Here is a 13,421-nt window from a genome sequence, read left to right as displayed (position 1 = left end):
GCATGAATTCCCAAACCGACCTCGTCCCCACGCCCGCCAGCTCGCCGGCTTCGTCCAGCGACTCGGAAGCCCTGCTGCAGCACGCGCAATTCGTCGACTGGATGCGATCGGTTGCGCCGTATATCCACGCGTTCCGAAACAAGACGTTTGTCGTCGGGTTCGGCGGCGAGGTCGTGCATCAGGGGCTGCTCAACGCGCTCGTGTCCGATATCGCGCTGTTGCAGGCGATGGGTATCCAGATCGTGCTCGTACACGGCTCGCGTCCGCAAGTGGAAGAGCAGATGAGCCTGCACGGCGTCGAATCCGAGTTTTCGCACGGCATGCGCATCACCAATGCGCGCGCGCTCGAATCCGCGAAAGAAGCGGCGGGCGAAGTGCGTCTCGACATCGAGGCCGCGATCAGTCAGGGCTTGCCGAACACGCCGATGGCGCACGCGCACATCAGCGTGGTGTCGGGCAACTTCGTGACGGCGCGGCCCGTCGGCATTCTCGACGGGGTCGATTTCCAGCATACGGGCGTGGTGCGCAAGATCGATGCCGAGTCGATCCGCCAGACGCTTTCGAGCGGCAAGATCGTGCTGCTCTCGCCGCTCGGCTTCTCGCCGACAGGCGAAGCATTCAATCTGTCGATGGAAGACGTCGCGTCGGCCGCCGCGATTGCGCTACGCGCCGACAAGATCGTGTTTCTCACCGAGACGGAAGGCCTGATCGACGAAGAAGGCGCGCTGATCCGCGAGTTGTCGCTGGACGACGCGTACCGCCTGCATGAAGGCGGCGCCGTGACGGGCGATGCCGGTTTCTATCTGAAGCACTCCATTCGCGCGTGCCGCGGCGGCGTCGCGCGTTCGCACATCATTCCGTACGCGCTCGACGGCAGCCTGCTGCTGGAACTGTTCCTGCACGATGGCGTGGGCACGATGATCTCGTACGAGAACCTCGAAAGCCTGCGCGAAGCGACGCCGGACGACGTCGGCGGCATTCTGACGCTGATCGAGCCGCTCGAAAGCGACGGCACGCTGGTGCGGCGCGGGCGTCACCAGATCGAGCGCGACATCGACCATTTCTCGGTGATCGAGCACGATGGCGTGCTGTTCGGCTGCGCGGCGCTGTATGCGTATCCGGCGGAGCGTATCGGCGAGATGGCGTGCCTGACGGTCTCGCCGGAAGCGCAAGGTTCGGGCGACGGCGAGCGCCTGCTCAAGCGCATCGAGCAGCGCGCGCGGGCTCGCGGGCTGACGCGTATCTTCGTGCTGACGACACGCACCGAACACTGGTTCCTCAAGCGCGGCTTCGTGAAGGTCACGGTCGACGACCTGCCCGAAGACCGCCGCCGCCTCTACAACTGGCAGCGCAAGTCGCTCGTGCTGATGAAACAGCTCTGAGCGCTCACAATAACGACGCGCCGCCGTTCCACATCGATTACAGGAGAAGCACAGCATGACTCGCATGGTTCAATGCACGAAGCTCGGCAAGGAAGCCGAAGGTCTCGATTTCCCGCCGCTGCCGGGCGAACTCGGCAAGCGGATCTACGAGAGCATTTCGAAGGAAGCATGGCAGCAATGGCTCAAGCAGCAGACCATGCTGATCAACGAAAACCGGCTGAACATGGCCGATCCGCGCGCACGCCAGTATCTGATGAAGCAGACGGAGAAGTTCTTCTTCGGCGAAGGCGCCGATCAGGCTACGGGCTACGTGCCGCCCTCGGAAAGCTGAGCTTTCGTCGCTGCAGTTCGCGACAGGCAATGAAGAATCCGCGCCCGGTGCGCGGATTTTTTTCGCCTGTTTCTGGCCGCCAGGCCGTTTCGCTGCGGCCGGCAAATTGAACGAAACCGTTAATCCCGAGCCGCTTTTTCTGCACCTGCCGAATTCCCGCAATCCCCCGCCAGGCAACGGATTGCGCGCCCTCACCCGTCCCTCTCCGGACAGGCGGTTTGCACGATCCTCGCTTATCGTGCTATCATGTTCATCGTTCTAACAGCATTAACCCTTCATTCGCGTTCAGTTTGCACCTTTGGCCGCCGTGCGTGCCTAGTTCAGATTGAATTGATTTTTATACAAGAAGGCTTGTCGGTTGTTTCGTTGCAAGTTGCGTCGGTCCGATCGGCGCGATCCAGAGCGACGCCTCGCCGGCCTTTTTCGTTTCAAGCCTTTTCAAGCGGCATGAGCGCACCACGTGCGTGAATGTCCTCCGGTATCTGCCCCCCTGCAAGGCCACGTGGGTACCAACGTTTAGCAGCAACTAACAAAGTGCAATTTCGCGACGACCTTCGCGATGCACGGGCGTTACTTTTTCTGCGCAAAGTGCTTATGCACGTCTGCGCAGTACGCCTTTGCGTAGTCCGTGCCAGGCGCTACGCCTGTTCGCATCGACCGCTCGCGAAACTGCACTTTCCAGCAATCCGTGGCGGAGCGCTTTTTGCGTTCGGCCGCAGTCATAGGAGCTTGTACCTTGACCGCTTCCAGCAACGGTTTCTGGCGACATAAGAACAAAGACAATAGCCTGACTCTCGACGACATCACGGTCGTCGACAATTCCCTTCTCAAACGTGCCGTCGGCGCCATGGCGCTCGGTAACGCAATGGAATGGTTCGATTTCGGCGTGTACAGCTATATCGCTGTCACGCTCGGCAAAGTGTTCTTCCCGTCGAGCAGCCCGTCGGCGCAGTTGATCGCGACGTTCGGCACGTTCGCCGCCGCGTTCCTCGTGCGGCCGATCGGCGGCATGGTGTTCGGGCCGCTCGGCGACCGCATCGGCCGTCAGCGCGTGCTCGCGATGACGATGATCATGATGGCCGTCGGCACCTTCGCGATCGGCCTGATTCCGAGCTATGGTTCGATCGGCATTCTTGCGCCCGCGCTGCTGCTCGTCGCACGTCTCGTGCAGGGCTTCTCGACGGGCGGCGAGTATGGTGGCGCCGCTACCTTTATCGCCGAGTTTGCGACGGATCGCCGTCGTGGCTTCGCGGGCAGCTTCCTCGAGTTCGGCACGCTGGTCGGCTATATCCTCGGCGCAGGCACGGTTGCCGTGCTGACTGCGACGCTGTCGCAGGAAGCGCTGCTGTCGTGGGGCTGGCGTGTGCCGTTCTTCATCGCGGGTCCGCTGGGTCTTGTCGGCCTGTATATCCGGATGAAACTCGAAGAGACGCCCGCCTTCAAGAAGGAAGCGGAAGCACGTGAAGCAGACGAGAAGTCGCGTCCGCAGCAGAGCTTCGTGGAACTGCTCGCGCAGCAATGGAAGCCCTTGCTGCTGTGCGTTGGCCTCGTGCTGATCTTCAACGTGACCGACTACATGGCGCTCTCGTATCTGCCGAGCTATCTGTCGGCCACGCTGCACTTCAACGAATCGCACGGTCTGTTCCTCGTGCTGCTCGTGATGGTGCTGATGATGCCGATGACGCTCTACGCGGGCCACCTGTCGGACAAGATCGGCCGCAAGCCCGTCATGCTGTTCGGTTGCGTGGGTCTGTTCGTGCTGTCGATTCCGGCGCTGCTGCTGATCCGCATGGGCACGGTGCTGCCCGTGTTCAGCGGCCTGCTGATTCTCGGCGCGCTGCTGTCGACGTTCACGGGCGTGATGCCCTCGTCGCTGCCCGCCCTCTTCCCGACGAAGATCCGCTACGGCGCGCTGGCGATCGGCTTCAACGTGTCGGTATCGCTGTTCGGTGGCACGACGCCGCTGGTCGCGGCATGGCTGGTCGATCGCACCGGCAATCTGATGATGCCCGCGTACTACCTGATGGGTGCATCGATCATCGGCATCGTCTCCGTGCTGGCGCTGCGCGAGACGGCTCGCAAGCCGTTGCTCGGCTCGGGTCCGTGCGTCGCAACGCGTGCGGAAGCGCATGCCGTGCTGCGCGGCGAGCGTGAAGCCGAGGAACTCGATGAAGCATATGCAGCCGCCATGACGGCGCGTGCATAAGCAACGTCAACGTATTGAACTGGAACGGGTCAGCTTCGGCTGACCCGTTTTTTTATGGCGTCAGCGTCTGCAGCGTGGCTTCGACATGCGCGCCATCGATCGTCAGCATGCCCGCTGAGATCGGCAGTTTGAAACGGCGCGGTCCTGCGCTGCCCGGATTGACGAACAGCACGCCGTCGCGCTCGACGATCAGCGGTTTATGCGAATGCCCCGTCACGACGACGCGCACGCCCTCGTCATGCAGATTGCGCGGTACGTCGGCGATATCGTGAACGACGAAGATCTTGACCTGTTGCACGTCGAGCGTCGCGTGCGCCGGAATCGACGCGGCCCATGCGCCCGTGTCGTTGTTGCCGCGCACGACCGTCAACGGCGCAATGGCCGCGAGCTCATCGAGCACCGCCTGATTGCAGATGTCGCCCGCATGAACGATCGCGTCGCATCCCGCGAGCCACGCCAGCGCCTCGGGACGCACGAGATTGTGCGTGTCCGAAATCAGACCGATGCGTGAAGGTTGCGGGCGACGCTTCGTCATCATGCGTTCCTGAAGAACCTCAATCGAGCGCGGCCAGCGGTGCGCGCGGCTTGCGCGACATCGCGACCAGCCGCTTCGTCGCGCCCTGCACGAGCACCGACACGACCGCGCCGCATGCGAACGCGGGCAGCACACCAAGCGTCGGCAACGTCAGCGCGACAACCGAGAAGAACGCCGCGAACGACGCGCGCCCGATCACCATTCCGCGCATCAGCAGCGCGACGAAGCTCGCGCCATGCGCGCGTTGCGCCGACACCGCAAGCACGATGCCGAGTAGTGGAAAGACAGACAGCATGCCGCTCCACGCCGCGCCCATCGACGCGGAGAGCGTCGTTACCGCGAGCGTCAGCAATGCACCCGCGAGCATGCGCAACGCGAGATCGATGACACCGACGCGCGCCGCCCGCACCGTGCCTTCGACGCGCGGCAACCCGGCTTGCGAGACGGCCACGGCCACACACGCCGCCGCCAGCGACCACGCCAGGCTCACCGGCAAGTGCGTGAGCAGCGCAGCGACCAAAGCCCACGCGACGAGACCTGCTACCAGCGCCACAGGCCAGCGAGCAAAACGGCACGTCCACGCATACGCGAAGTTGAACGCCTCCGACGCGGCAATGGCCGCAATCGATGCCGCCGACGCCTGCGCCGCGAACGCCGTGCCGCGCTCCAGCGCGAGCAGTAGCACGATCGGCCCCGCGACGACGGGCAGTCCAGCTAGCCATCCCGCCACCGATGGTCCCCACACGCGCCCCGCCATCGTCAGCGCGGCGAGAAAGCCGGGGACGAGCGCGAGCTTGAGCGCGAGCACCCGCTATTCCTTGACGAGCTGTTCGATACGGCTGTCGGGCACGAGCCACATGAATGCGCAGAACGTGTAGAGCGTCACCGAGACCCACGGCGCGATGAACGCGAACACCACACCCGACAGATAGATCACGACGGACAGCTTGCCCTTGCGGTCGTGGCCGAGCGCGCGCGCCAGCGTCGATTCCGGACCGTGATGCCGGACCAGCACATGCGCGAGAATGAAGTACGCCATCGCGCACATGAAGAGATCGAGGCCGTATAGCGCGGTCGGCCACGCGGCCAGATGACTCTCGCCGATCCAGTGCGTAATGGCGGGCATCAGCGACAGCCAGAACAGCAGATGCAGATTCGCCCACAACACGCCGCCCGTCACCTTCTCCACGGCATGGAACATGTGATGATGGTTGTTCCAGTAGATGCCGACGTAGAGAAAGCTCAGCACGTAGGCAAGAAAGACGGGGATCACGGGGCGCAGCGATTCGAGATCGAAGCCCTCCGGCACTTTGAGTTCGAGGACCATGATCGTGATGATGATCGCGATCACGCCATCGCTGAAGGCTTCGATTCGTCCTTTACCCATCTGCCCGGTTCCTGTTGCGGATTTGGTTTGTCATCGACGCAGGCGAGGCCCTACGCCACCGCTTATCGCCGCTGCCGATTATCCGCGATCACAGGCCGGGCTGTCGATGATGGTCAAATGCGCCGCGCTTCAACGCAACGTTCAAGGCTCGTGATAGATCGCGAGCCAGACGGTCTGTTCCACTTCATGCGTCCACGCAACCCGATGCCGGCAATGCGGCTCGATCAGCACATAGTCGCCGGGACGCATATCTTGCAGCGTCGCGTCTTCCTCGAATTCGAGCACGGCCGCGCCTGACAGCAACACGACCCATTCGGCGCGCGAGTCGTCGTACCAGAAGCCGTCGGGACTCGTATGCCCCATCGACACGATGCGCTCCACGTTCAGGCGTTGTCCCGTGACGAGCATGTCGATCCGCTCTTCGCCGTCGCGCTTCGCTTCGCCGCTGAACAGATTGCCGGTTTGCAGTTGCATGTGCGGCTACCTCACTTCAGCGGCACGAGGCCGTCGAGCAGCGTTGGGACCAGCTCGCTGATCGTCGGGTGGATATGCATCGCGAACTGCAGCGTCGTGTAGGGCGCGCGCGCCGTCATGATGTCGATGAACGTGTGAATCGCTTCGTCGCCGTCGACGCCGTAGATCGTCGCGCCGAGTATCTGCTTCGACGCGTTGTCGACGAGCACTTTCATGAAGCCATCCGTCTCGCCCTTCTCGCGCGCGCGGCCGACGCGCGTCATCGGCATCGTCGCGATCAGCGCATCGCGGCCGCTCGCGCGCACCTCGTGCTCGGACATGCCGACGCGCGCGAGCGGCGGATCGACGAACACGGCGTACGCCATGATGCGGTCGTCGACACTGCGCTTGCCGCCGTCGAACAGATTCGCCGACACAATCTGATAGTCATCGTAAGACGTATGCGTGAACGCGCCGCGCCCGTTCGCGTCGCCGATCGCCCACACGCCGGGCACGTTCGTGCGCAACTGGCCGTCGACGGGAATCGTGCCGTGCTTATCGACATTGACGCCGGCCGCGTCGAGACCGAGATCGTCGGTATTCGGGCGGCGGCCTGTTGCGAACAGCAGATGCGATGCTTCGAGCGACGCGGCATCGGCGCCGAAGAACACACGCACGCCGTCGCCGCTTTCGTGCAACGGCTCGACAAGTGAGGGCTCGGCGCCGAAGCGGAATTCGATGCCTTCGCGTGTGAGCACTTTCTGCACGTTGCGCGCGAAGTCTTCGTCCTCGCGCGTGAGCACGCGATCGCCACGCACGATCACCGTCACGCGGCTGCCGAAGCGGCGGAACACCTGCGCGAATTCGAGCGCGATATAACTGCCGCCGACGACGGCCAGATGTTCAGGCAATTCAGTCAGATCGAGCAGCGTCGAGTTGGTGTGATAGCGGATGCGCTCGAGTCCTTCGAGCTTCGGAATGACGGCGCGCGTGCCTGTGTTGATGAAGATTTCGTCGGCCTGCAGTTCGGCCAGCACGTTGCCGCTTTCGGGATCGGTGACGGTGAGCGCATGCGCGCCGGTGAAACGCGCATGGCCTTTGAAGACGGTGACATTCCCGGTATTGCGCAGCCATTTTTCGACGCCGTCGCGCGACTGGCCGATGATCTTGTCCTTGCGCGCCTTCACCTGCGCCAGATCGACGCTGACATCGCCCGCGATGCGCACGCCGTAATCGGCCGCGCGGCGCGCGACATGCGCGGTGCGCGCGCTCGCCACATACGCCTTGGTCGGCGTGCAGCCGACGTTCACACAGGTCCCGCCGAACTTGTCGCGTTCGATGACGGCCGTCTTGCGGCCGTTTTCCGCAAGACGCACGGCGAGCGGCGAACCGCCCTGTCCCGTGCCGATCACGATGGCGTCGAAATGCTGTGGCATGGCAGATCTCCCGAATCGCGTGTGCGAGTCGGTCATCTTACGCCTGCCGTGTGTTTCTCGAAGTGGTGAGTCCCGGTGGTGGAGCGTGGGTCGTTCGGACTTCGTTCAGCGCATCACGCCGCGCGAATCATGCATCGCAATGATGCAGCGAGCAGATCAGTTCGCGCGAACGTTGCAACGCGGCGCGCGCACCGTTCGTCGCGACGACGAAACCCGCCTGGCTCAGATTGAAGTCGACCTGCACCATGATCTGGATGAGCGACACCATCGGCAGCACCACTGCCGGGTGATAAAGCTGTCGTTCGATGATCGCTCTCATGGCTACTCCCATCAATGACGCCGCGTATCGGGCACGGTGTCGATCTGCATACAAGTTTCGATGGGTGGATTGTAGAGAGCGAAGTGTTAGGGATAAATGAGCTAATCGCGAAGATAGTTGTCGACGGAGCAGAACAATCCCGCAACGCCTTGCGCCATATGGTTTTGGGCTCGGCGCAGCCGGTTGTGTGGGCCTTTGCCGAGCCGTAAAAGAACGGTCATTCGAGCGGCGTGGCGACGAATTCCGGCAATGCTTCGGCACGCTTCGAGAATTCGGCAAGCGCCGGGTAACGTGCGGGATCGACGAGATCGGGCAGCATGAACTGCTGGAAGCGCCACGTGACGGCCAGCGTGATGTCCGGCTGCATCAGACGGTCGCCCAGCAGCCAGCCGTTTCCTTCGCGGCCCGCGATGGCTGCCTCCAGATGGTCGTATGCGGCGAACAGCTGCTTCTGGACGCGGTCGATCCACGGTTGATGCTGGCGCTCGGCGGGACGCAGGTTCAACTCGTAGACGTTTTGCATCGTCTTTTCGCAGGCGGCGAGCGCGAAGCCGATCAGGCTCAGCGCCTTCAGGCGCTCACCTGGGGCGGCGGGTATCAGGCGCCTGTCGGGCGGGCTCAGAGTGTCCAGATAATCGAGGATCAGCGACGAATCGATCAGCAGCGTGCCGTCGTCGGCGATGAAGGTCGGCGCCTTGACCACGGGATTGATCTTCGCGAACGTGTCGAAGTGCCGGAATACCGACACGCTCTCGTGCTCGAACGGCAGGCCGAGCACCGCGAGTGAAATGGCGACGCGCCGGACGTACGGCGAATCCATCATGCCGATCAGTTGCATGCTGCTTTCTCCCGTTGGGGTTGGGTGTCAGCGGGATACTGTAGACGAATGGGCGGGTGATGGCGATGGCGCTGATTCCGACAACAAAAAAAGCCCGCCGAGGCGAGCTTTCATTCACATCAGGCGCGCAATTGCTGCAGCATAGACTGCGCTTCTTTCGCGCTTGCCAACGGAAATCACCGTGACCGTCACGGTACGATCCACAACTTGATACACCAGTCTGTAACCCGAGGCAGCAAGCTTGATTTTGTAGCAGTCAGGCATCGTGCTCAGCCTTGCCGACTCAACGCGCGGGTTCTCCAGCCGTTCGGCCAGCTTGCGTTTTAGCTGTGAGCGCACCGTGTTATCGAGCTTGCTCCATTCCTTTTGAGCAGATTCAAGAAACTGCAGTTTATAGATCGTCAAGATTTACGCTCACGGCTTTCTCGCCGCTTCGCGCCCTGACGATCTCGGCCAGCTCGATATCTTCGAGTCGCTCGCAAATCGCTTCCCATTCGGCCGCAGGGATCAGGTACGCGACCGGCTTGTTTCGATTCAGCACCGCGACCGGACCGTCTGCCTGCTCAATTGCTGCCGTGGGATTAACCTTGAGCTCGCTGATGCCAATCGAAGTGCGTGCAAGAATGCTTTCCATAATGCTGGCCTCTCTCTGCCGCGCCTGACCAACGCCGTGGCAGATCCAATATTCGTTCATCGAGTTCGACTGCTTCGATGTTTTTCGACGCGGTCGACGGATCTTAAAGACCTAAATATAGGTCTTTTATTTGGTCATGTAAAGCCAGGATCCGAACTCGTTGATCTGTATATTCATACAGTATGATACACGCGCAAGTGCGCACGCTCATCCCCTACTGCTAACAAATTCACTCTCACCCGGAAACAAAAAAACCCGCGAAGCCTTTACGCTATCGCGGTTTTCAGAATCCAACTGCATTCGCAGGAACACCATCTGGTGCCGGGGACCGGACTCGAACCGGCAAGCTGTTAAGCGGCGGATTTTCGTCACACTACGTCTTTCGACGCCGTCTGCTTCAACCAGAAAAGCAAACGTTCGTGCGCTGGACTATGCCTTCGCCATCGCGATGCGCGTATTGCACGCCGCATCTCATTAGGCGCCCTCCGTCTAGTCTCTACACCTTCCGCGCCTTCCGTCCCGCATCAGCAGGAAAGAAAACGGGCTTGGCTCGGCGTTGCCTCGTTGCACGGCGTGAATCGCGCGTTCAGGGGTTTCGCCGAATTTGAAGGGTTCTGCACCGGCCGTTTCCGGCTGGGCACTCAATGCCTTAAGTCCGCTATGTTTACCAATTTCATCACCCCGGCAGGGCGGACGCGATTCTACCATCGCGCCGCAGCCTGACCAAACCGGCGCGAACCCCAGTTTCGCCCGTCCGCGACCCGGCGCGCATTCATCGACCCGTCACAAACGTTCCCGATAATCCGCCCCACGAAAACGTTTACAACGACGCACGCCCCTCGATGTGGCGCGCGGCACACGCTGACGGGAACCCAACGATGACGCCCACGATCAAGGATGTCGCCGCGCACGCGGGCTTTTCGATTGCGACCGTCTCGCGCGCGATCAACGCGCCGCACACGGTCAACCCCGTGACCCTCGAAAAAGTGCGTCAGTCGATCGACGCCCTCAACTTCCGCCCGAGCCCGCTCGGCCGCCAGTTGCGCGGCGAGCGCTCGCGCCTGATCGGCGTGGTGCTGCCGACGCTCGCCAATCCCGTGTTCGCCGAATGCCTGCAAGGCATCGACGAGCTGGCGTCCGCGCAAGGCTACCGGCTGATGCTGATGACCACGCAATACGACGCCGACCGCGAACGCCACGCAATCGAAACGCTGCGCGAACAGCGCGTCGAAGGCCTGATCCTGACGGTGGCCGATGCCGACACACACCCGCTGCTCGACGAACTCGACCGCGACGGCATGCTGTACGTGCTGATGCACAACGACACCGTGCGCCGCCCGTCCGTGTCCGTCGACAACCGGCAAGCCGCATACGACGGTGTGCGCATGCTGATCGCGCACGGCCATCGCCGCATCCTGATGCTGGCGGGCACGCTCGCCGCGTCCGACCGCGCGCGGCTACGCCATCTCGGCTACACGCAAGCGATGCAGCACGCCGGCCTCGCGCCCGCACCCGCGCTCGAAATCGATTTCAACGCGGACGAACTCGCGCCCGCCGTGCTGAACCATCTGACGACGGGCCCGAATCGCCCGACGGCCCTCTTCTGCTCGAACGATCTGCTCGCGATGGTCGTGATGCGCGGCCTGCGCCGCGCGCGCCTGCAAATGCCCGACGACATGTCGATTCTCGGCTTCGACGGCCTCGCGATGGGCGAACTGCTGTCGCCGCCGCTCGCGAGCGTCTGCGCGCCGAACCGGGAAATCGGCTGCGCGGCATGGCGGCGGCTGATCGCGCGGCTCGACGGCTCGCAGCCTTCCGGCTTCGACGACGCGCTGCACGCGCCGTCGCTGTCGCTGACCTTGCCGCACACGCTGCGCGAAGGCGCGACGGTCGCGGCGATCTCCGACACGTCGGGCGCAACGTTGAACCGCATCGTCCGCTCGCCTGCGTAATCCCCTTTAAAAACACCCCTTTTCCACCTCCGGGAGACCTGTCGTGAACCGCCGTTCCTCCATCGGTATTACAGCGTTGCGCGTCGCGCGCGCCGCGCTGGTTGCATCGTCGTTCGTGTTGACGCTGGCTGCACCGCAACTCGCGCACGCCGAAGAAACCGCGATCTGCTACAACTGCCCGCCCGAATGGGCCGACTGGGCGAGTCAGATCAACGCCATCCAGCAAAAGACAGGCGTCCACGTACCGTTCGACAACAAGAATTCCGGCCAGTCGATCGCGCAGTTGATGGCCGAGCAGAAAAGCCCCGTGGCGGATGTCGTGTATCTGGGTGTGTCGTCGGCATTCCAGGCGAAGGACAAGGGCGTGATCGCGCCGTACAAGCCCGCCCACTGGAACGACATTCCCGCGAACCTGAAGGACCCGCAAGGCTACTGGTTCGCGATCCACTCGGGCACGCTGGGCTTTTTCGTCAACAAGGACGCGCTCGAAGGCAAGCCCGTGCCGCGTTCGTGGGCCGACCTGCTCAAGCCCGAGTACAAGGGGATGATCGGCTACCTCGATCCGTCGAGCGCATTCGTCGGCTATGCAGGCGCCGTCGCCGTGAATCAGGCGCTCGGCGGCAGCTTCGACAACTTCAAGCCGGGACTCGACTGGTTTGCGAAACTGAAGGCCAACCAGCCGATCGTGCCGAAGCAGACGGCCTACGCGCGCGTGCTGTCGGGTGAGATCCCGATCCTGCTCGACTACGACTTCGATGCGTACCGCGCGAAGTACAAGGATCACGCGAACGTCGAGTTCGTGATTCCGAAGGAAGGCACGATCGAAGTGCCGTACGTGATGAGCCTCGTGAAGGGTGCGCCGCACGACGCGAACGGCAAGAAGGTACTCGATTTCGTGCTGTCGGACGAAGGCCAGAAGCTGTGGGCGAACGCGTATCTGCGCCCCGTGCGCGCCAACGCGATGACGCCCGACGCCGCTTCGAAGTTCCTGCCCGCCAGCGACTATGCGCGCGCGCATGCCGTCGATTTCGCCAAGATGGCAGAGAAGCAGCAGGCATTCGGCGAGCAGTATCTGCAGGTGATGCATTGAACGACATCACGTTCCCGCTACGCTGGCGCATCGCGTTGATCGCGCCGGCGCTCGCCGTGTTCATCGCGTTCTGGCTGCTGCCGATGACGGCGCTCGTGCAGGTGAGCGCCGACGGTCATCTGCTGAAGACGTATGGCGCGATGCTCGCGAACGCTCGCTATATGAAGAGCCTGTTCGCGACGGTCATGCTGTCGGCCGCGGTGACGGCGACGACGCTCGCGCTCTCGGTGATCTCGGGCCTGTTGCTCGCGCGCCGCGAGTTTCCCGGCAAGCGCACGCTGCTCGCGTTGCTGACGTTTCCGCTTGCATTTCCGGGCGTCGTGGTCGGCTTCATGGTGATCATGCTGGCGGGACGCCAGGGTTTGATCGGCGCGCTGTCGCTGAAGCTCACGGGCGACAAGTGGGTCTTCGCGTATTCGATGACCGGCCTCTTTATCGGCTACCTTTACTTCTCGATTCCGCGCGTGATCGTCACGGTGATGGCGTCGGCGACCAAGCTCGATGCGTCACTCGAAGAAGCCGCGCGCTCGCTTGGCGCGTCGCCGTGGCGGATCATGCGCGACATCGTGCTGCCCGCGCTGTCGCCCGGTCTGATCGCGGCGGGCGCCGTGTGCTTCGCGACGGCGATGGGCGCGTTCGGCACGGCGTTCACGCTCGCCACCGACATCGACGTGCTACCGATGACCATCTACACCGAGTTCACGCTCAACGCGAACATGGTGACGGCGGCGGGCCTGTCGATCGTGCTCGGGATCGTCACGTGGATCGTGCTGTATGTCGCGCGCAGCGTCAGCGGCTCGGCCGTGGCGGCGACGGCCTGATTGGGCCGATTCTTTTCCATGTCGAATGAAGACACTC

15 protein-coding genes are annotated in these 13,421 nt (G+C 62.8%); 6 read left to right on the top strand and 9 right to left on the bottom strand.

Going from position 1 to position 13,421, the window contains the following annotated elements:
* The first annotated feature begins 2 nt into the window (after window positions 1–2).
* From argA to proP, 3 genes are all read left to right on the top strand, one after another.
* Window positions 3–1,382, top strand: a complete 1,380-nt coding sequence (argA, locus tag C2L65_RS05485; RefSeq protein WP_042314631.1) for an amino-acid N-acetyltransferase — start codon at window positions 3–5, stop codon at window positions 1,380–1,382.
* 55 nt (window positions 1,383–1,437) lie between these two features.
* Window positions 1,438–1,713 carry an oxidative damage protection protein gene (locus C2L65_RS05480; RefSeq protein WP_042314629.1) on the top strand — a complete coding sequence of 92 codons (276 nt, stop codon included), beginning with the start codon at window positions 1,438–1,440 and terminating at the stop codon, window positions 1,711–1,713.
* 736 nt (window positions 1,714–2,449) lie between these two features.
* Window positions 2,450–3,919 (top strand): glycine betaine/L-proline transporter ProP, encoded by a 1,470-nt coding sequence (gene proP, locus C2L65_RS05475; RefSeq protein WP_042314628.1) that lies wholly within the window; start codon window positions 2,450–2,452, stop codon window positions 3,917–3,919.
* A 52-nt stretch (window positions 3,920–3,971) separates the two neighbouring features.
* On the opposite strand, the gene C2L65_RS05470 is transcribed toward proP, so the two are convergent.
* The 9 genes from C2L65_RS05470 to C2L65_RS05425 form a co-directional block, all read right to left on the bottom strand.
* Complete coding sequence (locus C2L65_RS05470) at window positions 3,972–4,454, bottom strand: metallophosphoesterase family protein (protein WP_042314644.1); 483 nt, start codon at window positions 4,452–4,454, stop codon at window positions 3,972–3,974.
* 19 nt (window positions 4,455–4,473) lie between these two features.
* Window positions 4,474–5,262, bottom strand: a complete 789-nt coding sequence (locus tag C2L65_RS05465; protein ID WP_042314627.1) for a hypothetical protein — start codon at window positions 5,260–5,262, stop codon at window positions 4,474–4,476.
* 3 nt (window positions 5,263–5,265) lie between these two features.
* Entirely contained in the window at window positions 5,266–5,841 is a 576-nt protein-coding gene (locus C2L65_RS05460) for a TMEM175 family protein (protein ID WP_042314626.1), read from the bottom strand.
* Between the two features lie 141 nt (window positions 5,842–5,982).
* The gene (locus tag C2L65_RS05455; RefSeq protein ID WP_042314625.1) at window positions 5,983–6,315 is read right to left on the bottom strand and encodes a cupin domain-containing protein; all 333 of its coding nucleotides are present in this window, start codon (window positions 6,313–6,315) and stop codon (window positions 5,983–5,985) included.
* A gap of 11 nt (window positions 6,316–6,326) precedes the next feature.
* A complete protein-coding gene (locus C2L65_RS05450; RefSeq protein ID WP_042314624.1) occupies window positions 6,327–7,730 on the bottom strand; it encodes an FAD-containing oxidoreductase in 1,404 nt (467 codons plus the stop codon).
* 127 nt (window positions 7,731–7,857) lie between these two features.
* Window positions 7,858–8,049 carry a hypothetical protein gene (locus tag C2L65_RS05445; RefSeq protein ID WP_007585578.1) on the bottom strand — a complete coding sequence of 64 codons (192 nt, stop codon included), beginning with the start codon at window positions 8,047–8,049 and terminating at the stop codon, window positions 7,858–7,860.
* A 217-nt stretch (window positions 8,050–8,266) separates the two neighbouring features.
* Complete coding sequence (locus tag C2L65_RS05435) at window positions 8,267–8,887, bottom strand: glutathione S-transferase (protein ID WP_042314622.1); 621 nt, start codon at window positions 8,885–8,887, stop codon at window positions 8,267–8,269.
* A 114-nt stretch (window positions 8,888–9,001) separates the two neighbouring features.
* Window positions 9,002–9,292, bottom strand: coding sequence for a type II toxin-antitoxin system RelE family toxin (locus tag C2L65_RS05430; RefSeq protein ID WP_042314621.1), 291 nt, complete (start codon window positions 9,290–9,292; stop codon window positions 9,002–9,004).
* Window positions 9,279–9,581 carry a type II toxin-antitoxin system Phd/YefM family antitoxin gene (locus tag C2L65_RS05425; RefSeq protein WP_233446475.1) on the bottom strand — a complete coding sequence of 101 codons (303 nt, stop codon included), beginning with the start codon at window positions 9,579–9,581 and terminating at the stop codon, window positions 9,279–9,281. Before C2L65_RS05425 ends, C2L65_RS05430 begins: the two co-directional genes overlap by 14 nt.
* Before the next feature lie 818 nt (window positions 9,582–10,399).
* On the opposite strand from C2L65_RS05425, the gene C2L65_RS05420 reads away from it, so the two are divergent.
* The 3 genes from C2L65_RS05420 to C2L65_RS05410 are packed head-to-tail and all read left to right on the top strand — an operon-like array spanning window position 10,400 to window position 13,384.
* Window positions 10,400–11,473, top strand: coding sequence for a LacI family DNA-binding transcriptional regulator (locus tag C2L65_RS05420; RefSeq protein ID WP_042314643.1), 1,074 nt, complete (start codon window positions 10,400–10,402; stop codon window positions 11,471–11,473).
* Window positions 11,474–11,516: 43 nt separating this feature from the next.
* On the top strand, window positions 11,517–12,563 hold the full coding sequence (locus C2L65_RS05415; RefSeq protein WP_042314620.1) for an ABC transporter substrate-binding protein: 1,047 nt from the start codon (window positions 11,517–11,519) through the stop codon (window positions 12,561–12,563).
* Entirely contained in the window at window positions 12,560–13,384 is an 825-nt protein-coding gene (locus C2L65_RS05410; RefSeq protein ID WP_042314619.1) for an ABC transporter permease, read from the top strand. Before C2L65_RS05415 ends, C2L65_RS05410 begins: the two co-directional genes overlap by 4 nt.
* The last annotated feature ends 37 nt before the right edge of the window (window positions 13,385–13,421 follow it).

It is taken from the genome of Paraburkholderia terrae (assembly GCF_002902925.1).
Lineage (GTDB): Bacteria > Pseudomonadota > Gammaproteobacteria > Burkholderiales > Burkholderiaceae > Paraburkholderia > Paraburkholderia terrae.
This window is presented reverse-complemented; position numbering and strand designations above follow the sequence as displayed.